Genomic DNA, 14613 nt, shown 5'->3' on the forward strand with positions numbered 1-14613 from the left:
TTGTGTAGAAATTACCAGTCATCTGGAACCACAAAAATAACCTCTGAATTCTCAAGGATAAGTAATTGGGGGTTAACTAAAGGTATATTTAAGTCTATGGTTGTAAAACTCACTTCGTTTATTGAAGTAGTTTGAGTAGCAGAGAGCCAATTTGGACGCTCTAAAACTCCGAGGACAGGCTTAGTCAAGTTTTGCGCTTCAGATTGATAAACATAGCGTTTGGGTATTTTCTGACATATTTTATTGTTGGTTTTAACATTGTTGGTAAAGAAAATTCCTTTTAAAAACAAATATGAAACATCAATATTTTTATTGATCTTATGGAATACCGACTTACTTTTTCCCAACGGAAGCTGATGTTGAAGTACTTTTTCTAACTTTAAACCTAAATGATCCTTTTTACGCGGCCCAATCCAGTTTGAAGGTAAATCTGGGCGATGCTTATCGCTAAGTAAATAATATTTTACCGCACACTCTAAGTGGATTACCTGATGTTCATACGCTATAATAAAGTCTATTTCACCAATCGTTGTTTTATTATCTATAATTTGATGATTTTGTAATAACAACGTAATTGGTCTAAATGTCTGAAAAAAATAGGAGAGCAATGCTTCTGCATAAAAACCGAGTCTTTTATTTTTCTTTCGGTGAAGAAAAACTTCAAGCGGTTTTGGGTTTTGATCAAGCTCAATAAAATAAGTTTGTGCACGCACTTTCCATTCTTCTTGTAATTCAAAAGGAAATAAAGCATATGATGATAGACTATATTGATGAGAAAGCGGTGAAGTAGAGAATAAAAGCCAATACAAGTCTTTGACCATTATGTTTTTTAAAGAGATTTCATCATTAATCTTCATAATTGTTAAGATAGACAAATCCGGCTAAAAATTCAGTAAAAAAGAAATAATTATTATTTCTGTTGATTAAACATTTTCATATTTAAAATTTAAAAACCTTTTATTTTTGTGAATCCTAATTGAATTGATATTTTTGTGCTGAATTTACAAATCGATAGATATGAGAATTGTTGATACCATACCGCACGAGCGCTTCAAGATTCAAATTTTTTCCTATAATGGTAAATATACCGTAAAAATTGAATTAGGACAATTCGAGCAAAGTTATAAAATAGGTGAGCTTGATGTCATGGGATTGGCAGATGTAAAAGCCATGATTACAACAGAGTTCCTTAATAATTGTCTCAAAAGATTTGTAGACATGCGAACAGATTGGAATGAATCTTTTAAAAATAAAAATACAAACATTACAAATAAATAAACCCATGAAAAATATACTTTTAATTTCTACTTTAATTCTTGGATCAGTTGCTTTTTTTACATCTTGTAACAATTCAAATAATGAAAATGTAAAAAATGAAACACCTGTTAAAGTAGTAGAGAAAAAACAAATGGGAGAAGGTGAAACAGGTATTGCAATGGCCTACTACCACCAAGATAGTATTGCTACTCAATTTGGTTTTTACAGAGAAATTGATTCTGTTCTTAAATCAAAAGAGCTTAATTTCCAAAAGGAGTTAGAGAGAAAATACCGTGCTTATCAAGCTTATGAAGCGGATGTACAAAAAAGAATGGAAGCCAATGAAATTACAGGTTATCAAATTGAAGATATCCAACGAACAGCTATGGAAAAGCAACAGGCTATTCAACAGTTTGAACAACAGCGTGGTGCTGCACTTCAAAAAGAGTCAATGGAATACCAAACCGCACTAATGAACAAAATTGCTGAAGCTGGAAAAGAATTCTCTAATAAAAAGGACATAGATTTATTGTTTTTTTATCAAAAAGGTGGTCAGATTACGTTTATTAATAACGCCTATGATGTGACAGATGAATTTATCAATTTCTTGAACGACAGAGAAGAAGAATTGATGTCTGGTTTTGAAGATGAGGTGGAAGCCATCCAAGAAGTAGAAGAGAATTAATATTATTTTCTTTCCCATTCATTAAAAAGCGCAGAAAGAATGTTTATTGCCCAAGAAAAATTAAAAAACAATATTGCAGAATATGTTATCTATATGTACCAAGTGGAGGATATGGTTAGGGCGTATCAGTTTAATATTGAGCAAATTCGGGCGAATATAATACGTCCACAAATTAAGAGTGAATCTTTTGAAAATGAGGCCGTAACTTGGTATCAAGATATAATCGATGAAATGAAGTCGCGAGGTTTAGAAAAAAAAGGCCACTTGCATCGTTTAGGAGAGGTTATAACCGAACTCATTTATCTGCATAATACCTTGAAGGATGTAGTTAAAGACAAAAAATACCTTGATTTATTAAGTGCAGCAGATGAAAACATTGAGGCTTTTCAAAAGAAAAGTGATCTTGGTGATTTAAACCTGGTAGAGGTTTGTTTTCAAGCACTGTATATGAAACTTTTACTAAAGTTGAAAGGGCAGGAAATTAATGCTGAGTCAGAAAAAGCTTTTGATACAATGCGCATAATTTTAGCATATCTCACTAAGGCTTATCATAAAATGAAAGCAGGTGATATGAGTATGTTTGAACAGTAGCCATAAAATTATATGATGAGCCAGGTTTTTTGAGACTTTTTTCTTTACTTACAGATTAAGATCTAAATTTGTCATTAAATCTTTTCACTTGTTCCTGACGCAATTCATCAAGATGCTCAGGAACTGTTCTTTTCCAGCGCTTGTGCGACCATATCCAAAATTCCGGTGCTTCATTTATTGTTTGTTCAAGTAAACGAACAAATTGCTCTGTAAGTTCCCCATATTTAAGTGAACGCGGATCCGAGCTAATCTCTTGTAAACGCATTGAGTAATGTCCACGTTTAAGTTTGTGAATACTAAAATAGACTACTGCATGATTGTATGTGTTCGCCAACATTTCTGGACCGAATAAAATACCTGATTTTTGATTTAAAAAATCCGTCCAATAACATTTATTTGAATCTCCAGGAGACTGATCGGCTAGAACTAATGTAGCAATTTGCTCTTTGTTCTCCTTAAAAAACTGATGCACAATTTTCGAGTGAATAACCCTCATTCCAAAACGTGATCTTCGGGCATTTAATTTTTTATCCCAAAAACCATTACTTAGTGGCATTCCAATTCCTACAGCTTGGTGTTTAAATAATAAATTTTGACCTGTAATTAGCCATTCCCAATTATTGTAATGTCCAGACACTAATAATACACTTTTTCCTTGCGCATACAATCTGTCCATAACTTCTGATTGCTCAACTTGAAATCGTTTCAGTAATTGCTTTTTAGAAATACTTAGATTCTTTGCTCCTTCAGCTAGTAAATCAGTTAGGTGACGATAAAATTTTCTTTCAATTTTGCGTTTTTCTTTTTTAGTTTTATTTGGAAAAGACCGTTCAATGTTTGTTCTTACTACTTTTCGGCGATACGGAATAATGGTAATTAATAATAAATAAAAAACATCAGTAAATAAGTACAAAACCCGCAATGGAAGTAAAGAAAGCGGATAAATAAGCACATAATACGCCAGGGCACTTAACATTTGTTTTTTTTGTGTAAAATTATAAAATTAATGAATCAATAGCTGTCGAAAAATTGTTAATTGTTTAAGCTATTTAGCTTTTGAATTGCATCCTTTTGTTTGTATTGCTCTTTATTTTCTAAAGGGTTCGTTTTTACATAATAATGTAGAGGTAGAGTGTTTGAAAATAAAATGATGACCAATATAAAAAGGTAAGAGGCGAGCGAATTGGTTTTACGGTTTGCGATTTTAAGGGGTAACCTATTTACTAAAGCAATTGTGAAACAACTTATTATTTATTTGTTGAGGTGATATTGAAACTTTAGTTAAATTAAAATCAATTTTTGTAGCATAACAAAATATTATACATATCTTTGCAGCTGTGTTTCAAAGCACATACATAAAAATCATTAAATAATATTGGAATGTATTTATCACAAGAAAAGAAAGAAGAAATCTTTAAAAAACACGGAAAGTCAGAGAAAGACACTGGATCTGCTGAAGGTCAAATCGCTTTATTCACTTACCGTATTGGTCATTTGACTAATCATTTGAAAACAAATCGTAAAGATTACAATACACAACGTGCATTGCAGTTGTTAGTAGGTAAACGTAGAAGTCTTTTAGACTATTTAAAAGCTAAAGACATCTTGCGATACCGTGCGATTGTTAAAGAATTAGGATTGAGAAGATAATTTTTGATTACAATTTTATAGAAAAGGGGGGCAAACGAAATTTTTCGGAGTTCCCCTTTTTTGTTAAAATGATAGTTGGGAAACTTGAAATCCAAAGAAGTTAAATTGTTTGATAAGAAAATTGTCAAAGACAAGGCTTATGAAGATTTTGATTTTAGGCGTTTATCTATATAAACAAGTAAAATGAAAATCGAGTATAACGCAGGATTTGAATTTTTCTTACAAAGAAATAAAATTTGTAAATAAATAAATATGAATATAGGAATAAAAAAGTCCATCACTATCGGAGGTAAAGATATCTCTGTAGAGACTGGAAAGCTTGCAAAACAAGCAGACGGTTCAGTAGTGTTACAAATGGGCAACACAGTTTTATTAGCTACAGCTGTGTCTTCGAAAGAAGCTAAAGAAGGAATCGATTTTCTACCTTTAACAGTAGATTATCGTGAGAAATTTGCTGGTGCAGGTCGTATCCCAGGTGGTTTTTTACGCCGTGAGGGTCGTCCATCAGATTTGGAAATTTTAATTATGCGTTTAGTGGATAGAGCTTTGCGTCCATTGTTTCCAGATGATTACCATGCAGATACGCAAGTAATGATTCAAATGATGTCTTACGATGGTGAGCACATGCCAGATACTTTAGCAGGATTTGCTGCTTCTGCGGCAATTGCAGTTTCTGATATTCCATTCAATGGACCAATGTCAGAGGTACGTGTTGCACGTGTTGATGGTGAGTTTATCATAAATCCATTGAAATCTGAGTTGGAAAAAGCAGATATGGAATTGATGATTGCGGGTACGATGAAGGACGTTGTGATGATTGAAGGAGAAATGCACGAAGTGCAAGAATCTGATTTAATCGAAGCAATAAAAATCGCACACGAAGCAATTAAAGAACAATGTCAGTTCCAATTAGATTTGGCAGCTGAAGTTCCATCTTCTTCTCCAAAGCGTGAATACTCTCATGAAGATTCAAATGAAGATTTTGAGAAGAAAATTCATGATTTCGCTTATGAAAAATGTCAAGAAGTAGCGCGTCAAGGTCATGCCGACAAAGAGAAGCGTTCTGAAGGGTTTAAAGCGATTAAAGAAGAAGTAAAAGCTTTGTTCACCGAAGAAGAATTGGAAGAAAACGAAAAGTTAATCGGAAGTTACTATGCTAAAACAATGAAAGAAGCTGTTCGAGATGTGATCTTGAATGAGCGTATTCGTTTGGATGGTAGAAAATTTGATGAAATTCGTCCTATTTGGAGTGAGGTAGATTATTTGCCAATGGTGCACGGTTCTGCTGTATTTACAAGAGGTGAAACGCAATCATTGACAACACTTACTTTAGGTGGTAAAATGCAAGAGCAAATGATTGATGCTGCAACTTACCAAGGAACAGAAAATTTCATGCTACACTATAATTTCCCTCCATTCAGTACGGGAGAAGCATACCCAATTAGAGGGGTTTCTCGTCGTGAGGTTGGACACGGAAACTTGGCTTTACGTGCATTGAAATATGTATTGCCAGAGGATAATCCTTACACAATTCGTTTGGTTTCAGAAATTTTAGAATCTAACGGTTCTTCTTCTATGGCTACTGTTTGTGCAGGTACACTTGCATTAATGGATGGTGGTATTCCAATTAAAGCGCCAGTTTCTGGTATTGCTATGGGATTAATCATGAACAAAGAAGGAAAATACGCTGTATTGTCTGATATCTTAGGAGATGAAGATCACTTAGGAGACATGGACTTTAAAATTACAGGAACTTCAAAAGGAATCACAGCTTGTCAAATGGACATTAAAGTTGACGGATTGCCTTACGAAGTATTAACTGAAGCTTTAGAGCAAGCAAAAGATGGTCGTTTACACATTTTAGGCGAATTAAATAAAACGATTTCTGAGCCAAATACAGAGTTGAAACCATCTGCTCCAAGAGTAGAAACAATTCGCGTTCCTAATGAAGCGATTGGTGCAATTATCGGACCTGGTGGGAAAATCATTCAACAAATTCAAAAAGATACAGGAGCAACTGTAATGATTGAAGAAGATGAGTCAACTGGAGAAGGAATTGTTCAAATCTTAGCTGAAGGGGCAGAACCAATGGATGCTGCAACGAAATCTATTCGTGATATTGCATTCCCTCCAACGGTTGAAGAAGGTGAAGTTTACGAAGGAAAAGTGAAATCTGTCCAAGCTTATGGAGTTTTTGTTGAAATTCTTCCAGGAACTGATGGATTAATTCATGTTTCGGAATTTGCTAACGAACGTATTGCAAAAATGGAAGATGTTGCCAAAGAAGGTGATATGTTGAAGTTTAAAGTAGTGGGTCGTGATCCAAAATCTAAAAAGTGGAAACTTTCTCGTAAAGTGCTTTTAGCAAAAGATGAAAAGAAAGATTAATCTTTAAAAGTCTATAATAAGTAAAGCCGTCCTGAGTAATTGGGACGGCTTTTTTGTTTCTCAACTAATTGCTATTCTTTATGTTTTGAAATTAAATTTCATGAGATAACACAAACTTACAAAAGCTCCATAATTGAAGTTAATAATCCGGGTTAATTCAATAATCGCTTCTTTTCTAAACAACTTTTTGAAAATAATACGTAGGTTTAAATTAAATTTTACACATCAAATGAGAATCCGCTTAAATTAATTTTATATTTTATCAACCTTTTACGAATAGAATACGTCATTATATATAATGAGAATAATGGCTCAATAAATCACTATGAAGCAACAAATAAATACACTGTTTTTATTAACGACTGCAGTTTTAGTATTCATAAACTTATCTGTTTCTGGTCAAGATCTTCATTTTTCGCAAATGAAATTTTCTCCTATGCAAGTTAATGCTGCAAATGTGGGGATTAACGGAAAGTACAATGCAATTGCTAACTATCGTTCACAATGGAATAGTGTAGCCAATCCTTTTACAACTGTAGGCGCATCTTTTGATATGAAGTTTAATTCCTCAAGAAGAAGTAAAGGGTTTTTAGCTGGCGGTGTAAATTTTTATCACGATGTTGCTGGAGATTTGAATATGACGACATCCAATGTTAATTTGTCAGTTGCATATCATTTGAAAGTGAGCCGTTTTAGTACTTTAGGTTTAGGAATGCAGATTGGGTATGGTCAGAGGGGCTTAGGCAGAACAACTGGTCTTTATGCAAGCCAACACAATGGCGTTGATTTTGACCCAACGATAGCAAGCGGAGAAACTTTTGGTCAAACAAACTTTGGTTTTGTTGATGCTGGAGGCGGACTTGTTTTTAATCACAACTCACTATCGAGTAATTCCTTTCGATCAGGAGGGTATAAGTTGTCAGTGGGTCTGGGAGCTTTTCACCTTACTCGACCCAATTACTCATTTCTTCAAGGAGGAAACGATAAATTGGATATGCGTTTTTCTGCTCACATCGAATCTGAATTTTTTCTCAAGAATTCAAAACTTTCCCTGCTTCCAGCCATTTATTTTCAAAGACAGGGAACCCATCAAGAAGTTTATTTTGGAACTTATTTGAATTATCATATTGTTCCTGCTTCATCAAGAACCTCCTTAGTGAAGTCATTTTCCATAGCTTATGGACCTTTTTATCGATTTGGAGATGCTTTTGTCAATAAATTACTAATTGTTTTTGACTCATATTCATTAGGTGTTTCTTATGATATCAATATATCTTCATTAACTCAAGCGAGTAAGGGAAGAGGAGGGATAGAATTTATGCTCAGATATGCATTAAAGAAAAGCCAACAAACGAGATCTAGGATTAATTAAATCCTAAAATCAATTGAGGAAAATCTTTCAGCTACTCTGAATTCATCTTACGGCAATAAACAACATGATTATTTATTTACCGGTTCTTCTAAAGAGATAAACATAAAAGTTTAAATATTCGAAATTATTTTATCAATAAAACAGGAACTACTTATGTTGGTCATGTCAACTTACTAAAATAAAGGCGGTTATACGTTCGTGATTTAATTGAATATATTGTCTAATTTTTTATGAATTCTACCAAAATTGGTATCAATTCTGGATGTAAAGGAAGGTCTGGCTGATAGTAAGTCTTAATGTTTTCTTGCTTGTCTCTTGCCCTGTTTGTGAAAAAGAGCGAAAACCAACCAAAGGCTTTTTATCAGCACTTAGCGCACCTGCAAGAAGAGCGTTAGAACACGAAGGCATTTTGTCAGCAGACCAATTATCAGCATATACTGAAAAAGATATATTAAAACTCCACGGAGTTGGACCAGCCTCAATGCCAACATTAAAAAAGAAGCTTTCTGAAAAAGAACTCAAATTTAAAGAACCATAATTATCTCAAATTTTGAATTATGAAATCGGTACTCGTTTTTAAAACCTCAGTAACATCAAAAAGTGAAGTCAACAAACTCCAACCTACACTTAACCAACTCATGCACAAAAATGAACGCTGGAATTTTGACCTCGAAGATTGCGACCATATCCTACGAGTAGAAACCCTTGACCCAAAACCTGAAAAATTTATAACAGTAATAAAACGTGAAGGTTATTTTTGTGAGGAGCTGGAGGACTAAATATTTTGATAAAATTATTTAATTGTACTCATTAATTTTAACAACTAATTTACCTGAAACCCCACCTTTTTCAATATGTTTATGCGCTTCTTGTATTTTTTCCAAAGAATACACAGTGTCAATTACTGGACTTATTTGATTTAAGCTAACCATTCTTGATATTTCTGAAAGATCCTGACCAGATGGTTTTACCCATGCAAATGTTTTTTTCTTAATCTTTTTATTATTTCTTAACCAGGGTATTAATGCAGCAATGGGGTATGGAGTATTTGTAATAAAAACGCCTTTTTTGTTCAATAAAAACTTTGTTTGTTCGTATGATAAGTTTGATGCCACATCATATATGAAATCAAACTTTCCTTCAATATCTGATATTGAAGTCAATTTATAATCATAGAAATAATCTGCCCCTAAACTTAAAACCAATTGTTTATTCTTTTCTCCAGCAATAGCAACAACCTCCGCACCAATTGATTTTGCAATCTGTACAGCAAAAACCCCAACCCCACCAGACGAACCATTAATCAAAATACGATCTCCTTGCTTAATTTTGACTTTTTCACTAAAACCTGATATGAAGTTAAAGCACATAATGGCACAGAAGCAGCCTCTTCAAAAGTGAGATTAGAAGGTTTTAATGATAATGTATCGGCTCTAGTTGCTACATACTCTGCATATGAGCCAGTCTTAGCGAATCCAAAATAAGATGGTTTTTCATAAGAGTCTGTCATCCCATATACATGGTCTCCTACCTTAAAACCATGAGCTTCATCACCACATTTAACTACTATTCCAGCAGCATCGTTTCCAAGCACCATCGGGAATTTCTTGCCAAGAACCTGTCTTAACTCCCCTTTTCTGATTTTATAATCTAATGGGTTAATACCTGTTGCTATAACTTTTATCAAAACTTGGTTTTTCTTTATATCAGGCTTTGGAAAATCGTTATCTAAAGATAAAACATTTGGGTCACCAAAACTATTAATTATTGCTGCTTTCATAAATAAATCATTACCGAATTGAATAAAAAGAAGAGATTAATGTCCCCTCCACCTCACTAACATTTGTTATCGCAAAGTTCTAAATCTTATTTCTTCTTTGAATTGACAAATATCAAGAAATTGACTTACTGAGTTTATTTCTTATTCTACTCAGTGTTTCTGGTGTCATACCAAGCATAGATGCTAAATAGTTTAGTGGAACTTGATTAAAAAGTTCAGGTTGAGACTTAAAAAGCTGACTATATCGTTCTTCAGCGTTCATTGAAAGGTGAGAAACGACCCTGTTTTCCAAAACCGAAAAACAATTGGTTAAGAACATTTTTTCAAGTTTATTCCATCTTGGAAGTCGATCACCAATTATATCATAATTCTCTTTAGACAGTGTCAATAAAGACACATCACTTAAAGCTTGAAAGTTAACCTTTGATGTTTGACCATATACAAACCCTGACAAATCAACGGCAAAATAACCGCTTGTGGAAAACCATTTAGTAATTTCTTTATTGTTTTCGTAAAGGAACTCTCTTAAAATCCCATTTTCAACAAATCCTAAATGATTTACATATTGGCCTGTTTGTAAGAAGTAATCCCCTTTTTTAATTTTTTTTGGTTTAAAAAAACCCTGAATACTTTCAAACTCCTTTTCAGTAAACTCAAATGTTTCAATTATACTTTTTCTTAGTTCCAACATGTGTTTTCAAATTAAACTATAATTTACTTTTTTGCAATTATTTTGTGGGCTTTTTATTAAAGAACTCACAGATACATGTTATTCAGTTAAATAAATCGCTACCTTTTATTCCGCATCGCCTTAACATGCTCCAAACGCTTATCATTTACAAATTCAGAATACTTCTTTGATCCTATTCCGTACAGCGCCATTTTTCCTTCATTGTTATAGTGAATTCCCCAACCATAACGCTTGCCAAGTGGGGAAGCCCTAAAACAGGCTCTTCCTTTGGAAAAATACGCTTCCATTTCTGACTTATCATGAGGAGAAAAATCGTTTTTTAATGCATGAATGGTAAACAACACTTCATCAGAAGTATATCGATAAGGGTGTTGATCAATTATTTCAAATTGCAACAAGGCAACGGTTTTTTTCTCACCTTTCATCGCTGGAATTTCTGCCACTTTTACAGGACAGTCTTCTGCTATTTCTATAAACGTGTTAAAGTAATTCGTTGTTTTCATAGTTTTAATTTATAAGATTTCGTGAGGACATTAAATGAAAGCACTAAAAGTCTTAATATCTTAAAATCTAATTGTCTTACCTCTAAGTACCTAAAGTAGCTTCATTAATCTAATCGCTGTTGAATTTTTGTTGTCAATTCCTGAACGAGTTCTTTTAAACGTTCGGGTTCTACAATTTGAGCACAATCACCAAACATTAAATACCATCGGGCTAAAAACTCCAATTCACAGGTCATAAAAGTCATATTCATTTGATTGCCGTCTTCCTCTTCACCGACAAATCCATAATATTTTCGTCCTCTCTCAATGTATTTTACAACATCTTTGTCAACCCGAATGACAACTTTTGTTTGCTCCGAAAATTTCTCCCCTGAACGAATTTCGTCAACGGTTTTGTGCTCGCGGGTAAAATTGTCCGTTGTTCTTTTAATTCCTTTGATTCATACCTTTAATGATTTTTAATTCTGCTTCATCGTTTCCTTCCTTCTGAAGTAGAGCATCTTTTTTGGTAACCTGAATATCAGTTGAGCCATGGAGAATTAAAATTGGAATTTCTAACTTTCTGATTTCATCTTTTGGATTGTATTTTAACCATGAAATTAAATAAGGTTGAACACTTTTTCTGAATAATGAAGCTAATTCAGGCGAGAAATCATCCACTTTATCTCCTTGTTTCAGTGTCTCTAATATATTATTTACCTCTTTCTCAAAATTAGGATTCTGTTCCTTTATTTGTTGAATCAGGACTTCATCAATCGCTCTGCCAGTTCCAGCCAAAGAAATAAATTTGCTGATTGATCTTTGTTGGGCAGCTAAAACACCAATCAATGAACCCTCAGAGTGTCCAAGTAAAATGATATTTTCAAACTTCTTTTTTGAAAGATAATCTATTAATGCGGTGACTTGTTTAACGTTAGTTTCAAATCTTAGGTCTTTCTCCTCGATTGAACTTTCGCTTTTTCCGATCATCAATTTATCGTATCGTAAACTGCTGATGCCATTCTCTGCTAAATTTTCAGCTAACATTCGATAGCTATTGGCTTGTAACATCAAACTGTTTCCATTTCTATCGGTTGGACCAGAACCAGGAATAATGAGAACTATTGGAGCAGATTTGTGGTCTTCCACTTTGAGTAAAGTTCCGTATAGTTTTCCTTCGTCAATTTTTACTTTGATTTCTTTTTCCTTTTGGGCAAAAGCAGAGGGATTAACAATAAAAAATATTGAAACAAGCAGAAACCATTTTAAATTCTTCATCGGATTATTGTTATTTTCGTCTTTGCAAGATAAGAATTTTGATTTACAATTAATGAAAAACATTTACACGTATTTAACGAACAATAAAACACAATCTATTTTGGCTTTTGATCCGATAAGCATTTTTGAATGTAAAGATGGAAGATGTTTGAAAGAAGCTGCCGATTTTCTCGAAAAGCACACAGAAGATTATCGTTTTGGATATATTTCATACGATTTGAAAAATGAAGTTGAAGATCTAAAATCGCAGAATCTTGATCGAATTCAATTTCCTACTGTTGGTTTTTTTGTTCCAAAATATGTTGTAGAATGGAATGAAGACGAAAAACTTAATTTTCTAAAGGGAAAAGCAGATCAAAAAGCATTAGATTTCATCGCTCAATTTGAGCGTAATAAAGACATTTTGCCAATCAATAATGTGGAATTGAAACCTGGTTTGAGTAAAACGGAATACATTTCAAAAATTGATGAGCTTCAAAAAGAAATTCAATATGGAAATATTTATGAAGTTACCTATTGCCAGGAGTTTTTTGCTGAAAATTGCGAAATAGCAGTTTTGCCCACATATTTTGAATTGAATAAAAAAACAAAAGCTTCTTTTTCTTGCTTTCTAGGATGGAATGGGAAATATCTACTTTCGGCAAGTCCAGAACGATTTTTGAAAAGAGAAGGAGAACAATTAATTTCTCAACCCATAAAAGGAACAGCCAAACGCGGAAGTACACCCAAAGAAGATTTGAAATTGAAAACAGATTTACTTTCCAGTGAAAAAGAACGTGCTGAAAATGTAATGATTGTCGATTTAGTCCGAAATGACTTATCGAGAATTGCCAAGCGAAACTCTGTAAAAGTAGACGAATTGTTTGGCGTTTATACTTTTGAAACTGTTCATCAATTAATTTCAACCATCTCTGCTGAAATAGATAAAAGTGTTTCCATATTGGATATTCTCAAAGCTTTATTTCCTATGGGGAGTATGACAGGAGCTCCAAAGATTTCTGCAATGCAGTTAATCGAAAAGCATGAAACTTTCAAAAGAGGGTTGTACTCTGGAAGTGTTGGATATTTTAAACCTAATGGAGATTTCGATTTTAACGTCATAATTCGCAGTATTTTATATAACGAAAAGAATAAAACAATCAGTTGTCCTGTTGGAGGAGCGATAACTTTAAAATCTTCTCCAGAAATGGAATATGAAGAGTGTTTAGTGAAAGTAAAAGCGCTAAAAGAAACTTTACAAAGTAAATGAATGAAACGCCAAAATATTGGGTTGCCTGTAGTGGAGGAGTAGATTCTGTTGTTTTGTTGCACCTTATGGTTGCTCAGCAAAAAGAGGTTGGTGTTCTCCATTGTAATTTTCATTTGCGTAAAGAATCCTCAAATGAAGATGAGACTTTTGTAAGAAATTTGGCAGCTGAATTAAATGTTCCTATCCGTGTAAGAGAATTCAACACCATTGCTTACGGTCAAGATAATCGGATTAATACACAGTTGGCTGCACGTGAATTGCGCTATAATTGGTTTGATGAAATCATAAAAAACGAAAATGCGATTGTATTATTGGCGCATCACTACGATGATCAAATGGAGACATTTTTCTTACAATTAAGAAGAGGAGCCAAAATTAAAGGACTTGCTGGAATGCCTAAATTTAGAAATGGATATTTGCGCCCTTTGCTTAAACATTCTAAAAAGGATTTAATAGCGTTAGCTAATCAAAATAATTGGACTTGGCGCGAAGATGTTACCAACGCCTCAAATGATTATTCGAGGAACTGGTACCGAAATGAGGTGATTCCTTTTTTTAAGCAAAATAATTTCCCTCTTGATGATGTTATCCCTTTAATAACAGCTTTTCAAAAGCTTTTAGGCTATTTTCAGGACTTAAAACTTCCAACAGAAATTGGAATAGAAAATTGGAATAACCTACCATATCTATGGAAACAATTTGTATTGACAGAGCATGGACTTGGCGAATACTCGGTAAAAGAAATAGATAAACTATCTTATTCAATTAAAGGAAAAAAGATTGGAAATGCACAATGTAAGGTTTGGAATGAAGGAGGTGAGCTTGTTTTTGTGCAAAACAAAAATTTATCTGACTTTTATATTGACATCTCACATCTACATGTTAAAGATGTAATTATGGAGCCAGGAGAATTGTACCTAGACGCCTCAAAAATAGATGGCCCACTTATAGTTCGAAAATGGGAAGCAGGTGATTACTTTCAGCCTTTAGGAATGAAAAACAATAAAAAAATAAGTAAATTTCTTAGGGATAGAAAGGTGAAAACTCATGTAAAAGAACGCATACAAGTCTTAGTTGATTCAAAAAATGATGTTATCGGTGTTTTTGACTTTGGTGTTTCCGAGAATGTGAAAATAGATGAAAATACAGTTTATGTTTTACACGTTGTTTTAAAAGGCTGAAATTGAAGT

18 protein-coding genes are annotated in these 14613 nt (G+C 33.5%); 10 read left to right on the forward strand and 8 right to left on the reverse strand.

Annotated elements, in window-relative coordinates; genetic code table 11:
• Window positions 1–11: 11 nt before the first annotated feature.
• On the reverse strand, window positions 12–857 hold the full coding sequence (locus tag CW751_RS07845) for a DUF1853 family protein (RefSeq protein ID WP_101334456.1): 846 nt from the start codon (window positions 855–857) through the stop codon (window positions 12–14).
• A gap of 160 nt (window positions 858–1017) precedes the next feature.
• Here CW751_RS07845 and CW751_RS07850 point away from each other — a divergent pair, with 160 nt between their 5' ends.
• The 3 genes from CW751_RS07850 to CW751_RS07860 are packed head-to-tail and all read left to right on the forward strand — an operon-like array spanning window position 1018 to window position 2533.
• Entirely contained in the window at window positions 1018–1278 is a 261-nt protein-coding gene (locus CW751_RS07850) for a hypothetical protein (RefSeq protein ID WP_101334457.1), read from the forward strand.
• Window positions 1279–1282: 4 nt separating this feature from the next.
• The gene (locus CW751_RS07855; protein ID WP_165779254.1) at window positions 1283–1942 is read left to right on the forward strand and encodes an OmpH family outer membrane protein; all 660 of its coding nucleotides are present in this window, start codon (window positions 1283–1285) and stop codon (window positions 1940–1942) included.
• Window positions 1943–1981: 39 nt separating this feature from the next.
• Window positions 1982–2533: a DUF4924 family protein gene (locus CW751_RS07860; protein ID WP_101334459.1), complete on the forward strand. Its 552-nt coding sequence runs from the start codon at window positions 1982–1984 to the stop codon at window positions 2531–2533.
• 55 nt (window positions 2534–2588) lie between these two features.
• Here CW751_RS07860 and CW751_RS07865 read toward each other — a convergent pair whose 3' ends face one another.
• Window positions 2589–3509 carry a lysophospholipid acyltransferase family protein gene (locus CW751_RS07865; RefSeq protein WP_101334460.1) on the reverse strand — a complete coding sequence of 307 codons (921 nt, stop codon included), beginning with the start codon at window positions 3507–3509 and terminating at the stop codon, window positions 2589–2591.
• A 404-nt stretch (window positions 3510–3913) separates the two neighbouring features.
• Here CW751_RS07865 and rpsO point away from each other — a divergent pair, with 404 nt between their 5' ends.
• The 5 genes from rpsO (at window position 3914) to CW751_RS07890 (ending at window position 8722) form a co-directional block, all read left to right on the forward strand.
• Window positions 3914–4183, forward strand: coding sequence for a 30S ribosomal protein S15 (gene rpsO, locus CW751_RS07870; protein WP_101334461.1), 270 nt, complete (start codon window positions 3914–3916; stop codon window positions 4181–4183).
• 252 nt (window positions 4184–4435) lie between these two features.
• Window positions 4436–6571, forward strand: coding sequence for a polyribonucleotide nucleotidyltransferase (locus CW751_RS07875; protein WP_101334462.1), 2136 nt, complete (start codon window positions 4436–4438; stop codon window positions 6569–6571).
• A 325-nt stretch (window positions 6572–6896) separates the two neighbouring features.
• Window positions 6897–7943, forward strand: coding sequence for a PorP/SprF family type IX secretion system membrane protein (locus CW751_RS07880; protein ID WP_101334463.1), 1047 nt, complete (start codon window positions 6897–6899; stop codon window positions 7941–7943).
• A gap of 304 nt (window positions 7944–8247) precedes the next feature.
• Window positions 8248–8481 (forward strand): helix-hairpin-helix domain-containing protein, encoded by a 234-nt coding sequence (locus CW751_RS07885; RefSeq protein ID WP_205677804.1) that lies wholly within the window; start codon window positions 8248–8250, stop codon window positions 8479–8481.
• A gap of 19 nt (window positions 8482–8500) precedes the next feature.
• The gene (locus tag CW751_RS07890; protein ID WP_101334465.1) at window positions 8501–8722 is read left to right on the forward strand and encodes a hypothetical protein; all 222 of its coding nucleotides are present in this window, start codon (window positions 8501–8503) and stop codon (window positions 8720–8722) included.
• 18 nt (window positions 8723–8740) lie between these two features.
• Here the strand turns inward: CW751_RS07890 and CW751_RS07895 are convergent, their stop codons facing one another.
• The 6 genes from CW751_RS07895 to CW751_RS07920 all read right to left on the reverse strand — a co-directional run bounded on the left by CW751_RS07895 (window position 8741) and on the right by CW751_RS07920 (window position 12174).
• Window positions 8741–9313, reverse strand: coding sequence for an NAD(P)-dependent alcohol dehydrogenase (locus CW751_RS07895; RefSeq protein WP_101334466.1), 573 nt, complete (start codon window positions 9311–9313; stop codon window positions 8741–8743).
• Window positions 9247–9723: an NADP-dependent oxidoreductase gene (locus CW751_RS07900; RefSeq protein ID WP_101334467.1), complete on the reverse strand. Its 477-nt coding sequence runs from the start codon at window positions 9721–9723 to the stop codon at window positions 9247–9249. The genes CW751_RS07895 and CW751_RS07900 overlap by 67 nt, the downstream gene beginning before the upstream one ends.
• A 112-nt stretch (window positions 9724–9835) precedes the next feature.
• Window positions 9836–10414 carry a Crp/Fnr family transcriptional regulator gene (locus tag CW751_RS07905; protein WP_101334468.1) on the reverse strand — a complete coding sequence of 193 codons (579 nt, stop codon included), beginning with the start codon at window positions 10412–10414 and terminating at the stop codon, window positions 9836–9838.
• 98 nt (window positions 10415–10512) lie between these two features.
• The gene (locus tag CW751_RS07910) at window positions 10513–10917 is read right to left on the reverse strand and encodes a DUF6157 family protein (RefSeq protein ID WP_101334469.1); all 405 of its coding nucleotides are present in this window, start codon (window positions 10915–10917) and stop codon (window positions 10513–10515) included.
• A gap of 104 nt (window positions 10918–11021) precedes the next feature.
• Window positions 11022–11357 (reverse strand): WYL domain-containing protein, encoded by a 336-nt coding sequence (locus CW751_RS07915; protein WP_101334470.1) that lies wholly within the window; start codon window positions 11355–11357, stop codon window positions 11022–11024.
• Complete coding sequence (locus CW751_RS07920; protein WP_240612547.1) at window positions 11344–12174, reverse strand: alpha/beta hydrolase; 831 nt, start codon at window positions 12172–12174, stop codon at window positions 11344–11346. Before CW751_RS07920 ends, CW751_RS07915 begins: the two co-directional genes overlap by 14 nt.
• A 52-nt stretch (window positions 12175–12226) precedes the next feature.
• On the opposite strand from CW751_RS07920, the gene CW751_RS07925 reads away from it, so the two are divergent.
• Together CW751_RS07925 and tilS are read left to right on the forward strand one after the other, a co-directional pair.
• Window positions 12227–13423 carry an anthranilate synthase component I family protein gene (locus CW751_RS07925; protein WP_240612548.1) on the forward strand — a complete coding sequence of 399 codons (1197 nt, stop codon included), beginning with the start codon at window positions 12227–12229 and terminating at the stop codon, window positions 13421–13423.
• On the forward strand, window positions 13420–14604 hold the full coding sequence (tilS, locus tag CW751_RS07930; protein ID WP_101334473.1) for a tRNA lysidine(34) synthetase TilS: 1185 nt from the start codon (window positions 13420–13422) through the stop codon (window positions 14602–14604). The genes CW751_RS07925 and tilS overlap by 4 nt, the downstream gene beginning before the upstream one ends.
• Window positions 14605–14613 lie beyond the last annotated feature (9 nt).

Origin of the sequence: Brumimicrobium salinarum, assembly GCF_002844555.1 — a bacterium.
Taxonomy (GTDB): Bacteria; Bacteroidota; Bacteroidia; order Flavobacteriales_D; family Crocinitomicaceae; genus Brumimicrobium; species Brumimicrobium salinarum.

Excerpts from the sequence above, each read along its gene's own strand:
- CW751_RS07850 (WP_101334457.1), top strand. The coding sequence starts at position 1,018 with ATGAGAATTGTTGATACCATACCGCACGAGCGCTTCAAGATTCAAATT.
- CW751_RS07875 (WP_101334462.1), top strand. The coding sequence starts at position 4,436 with ATGAATATAGGAATAAAAAAGTCCATCACTATCGGAGGTAAAGATATC.
- CW751_RS07925 (WP_240612548.1), top strand. The coding sequence starts at position 12,227 with ATGAAAAACATTTACACGTATTTAACGAACAATAAAACACAATCTATT.
- CW751_RS07905 (WP_101334468.1), bottom strand. The coding sequence starts at position 10,414 with ATGTTGGAACTAAGAAAAAGTATAATTGAAACATTTGAGTTTACTGAA.
- CW751_RS07890 (WP_101334465.1), top strand. The coding sequence starts at position 8,501 with ATGAAATCGGTACTCGTTTTTAAAACCTCAGTAACATCAAAAAGTGAA.
- CW751_RS07865 (WP_101334460.1), bottom strand. The coding sequence starts at position 3,509 with ATGTTAAGTGCCCTGGCGTATTATGTGCTTATTTATCCGCTTTCTTTA.
- tilS (WP_101334473.1), top strand. The coding sequence starts at position 13,420 with ATGAATGAAACGCCAAAATATTGGGTTGCCTGTAGTGGAGGAGTAGAT.
- CW751_RS07900 (WP_101334467.1), bottom strand. The coding sequence starts at position 9,723 with ATGAAAGCAGCAATAATTAATAGTTTTGGTGACCCAAATGTTTTATCT.
- CW751_RS07845 (WP_101334456.1), bottom strand. The coding sequence starts at position 857 with ATGAAGATTAATGATGAAATCTCTTTAAAAAACATAATGGTCAAAGAC.
- CW751_RS07910 (WP_101334469.1), bottom strand. The coding sequence starts at position 10,917 with ATGAAAACAACGAATTACTTTAACACGTTTATAGAAATAGCAGAAGAC.
- CW751_RS07895 (WP_101334466.1), bottom strand. The coding sequence starts at position 9,313 with ATGTGCTTTAACTTCATATCAGGTTTTAGTGAAAAAGTCAAAATTAAG.
- CW751_RS07920 (WP_240612547.1), bottom strand. The coding sequence starts at position 12,174 with ATGAAGAATTTAAAATGGTTTCTGCTTGTTTCAATATTTTTTATTGTT.
- CW751_RS07880 (WP_101334463.1), top strand. The coding sequence starts at position 6,897 with ATGAAGCAACAAATAAATACACTGTTTTTATTAACGACTGCAGTTTTA.
- rpsO (WP_101334461.1), top strand. The coding sequence starts at position 3,914 with ATGTATTTATCACAAGAAAAGAAAGAAGAAATCTTTAAAAAACACGGA.
- CW751_RS07860 (WP_101334459.1), top strand. The coding sequence starts at position 1,982 with ATGTTTATTGCCCAAGAAAAATTAAAAAACAATATTGCAGAATATGTT.
- CW751_RS07855 (WP_165779254.1), top strand. The coding sequence starts at position 1,283 with ATGAAAAATATACTTTTAATTTCTACTTTAATTCTTGGATCAGTTGCT.